This window comes from Vibrio sp. 1069, assembly GCF_033340555.1.
On the sequence record NZ_JAWOWP010000217.1, the window covers coordinates 1 to 845 of the forward strand.

1 protein-coding gene and 1 pseudogene are annotated in these 845 nt (G+C 44.3%); both read left to right on the forward strand.

All coding sequences use genetic code 11. The features are described 5' to 3' along the window. Positions 1-68 precede the first annotated feature (68 nt). Positions 69-650, forward strand: coding sequence for a TetR/AcrR family transcriptional regulator (locus R7040_RS25550; RefSeq protein ID WP_005487525.1), 582 nt, complete (start codon positions 69-71; stop codon positions 648-650). An 18-nt stretch (positions 651-668) separates the two neighbouring features. Further along, positions 669-845, forward strand: a pseudogene (locus R7040_RS25555) (efflux transporter periplasmic adaptor subunit); the annotation flags it as partial.

Genomic DNA, 845 nt, shown 5'->3' on the forward strand with positions numbered 1-845 from the left:
ATTCTGTTGCATAGTAGACCAGACTTTAAGCTATAATGAATGAACGTTCATTCACTGGTGGTAGGATTATGACGGATAACCCTGCTGTAGATAAACGCGATCAAATACTTGCCGCTGCGGAGCAGTTAATTGCAGAGTCTGGCTTTCAAGGGCTTTCTATGCAAAAGCTGGCCAACGAAGCAGGTGTCGCCGCCGGGACGATTTATCGCTATTTCTCAGACAAAGAACATCTATTGGAAGAAGTGCGTCTTAACGTAGCCAAACGCATTGCTTCTGCAGTGCAAGCGGGCGTTAATGACGACATGCCATTGAAGGAACGCTATCGAACCATGTGGCTCAACATCTGGAATTTGGCGGGTTCCAACTTAAACGCCATCAGTAATCGAGTTCAATATGATTCGTTACCTTGCACAACAAGAAACAAGACGTGGGAACTTGAGCGAAAAATGTTTGCCCAAGTAGATCGCCTTTTCAACCAGGGCAAAGAAGAAGGGGTTTTTAAGCCTCTCGATAACGAAGTGCTCTCTGGATTAAGCTTTGAAGCAAGCGTCGCGCTTGCGAGAAAACATGCTTTGGGATTTTATCAATTGGACGACGATGCGCTGGAAGCAGCCATTGAAGCCAGTTGGGATGCAATTATTAAACACTAACTTGGAGTTCTTAATAGAATGAAAAAGTGGACTTTCTTTATGTTACTTATCGCCGTTCTCTTGTTCGGCAGCGTGATAGGTTTTAATTTATTTAAGCAACAAAAGATCGCTGAATACATTGCAAACCGTCCTGAACCTGAGTTCCCAGTAACCGTTACGGAAGTAAAAGCGGTGGATTGGGTACCAGTGATCGAT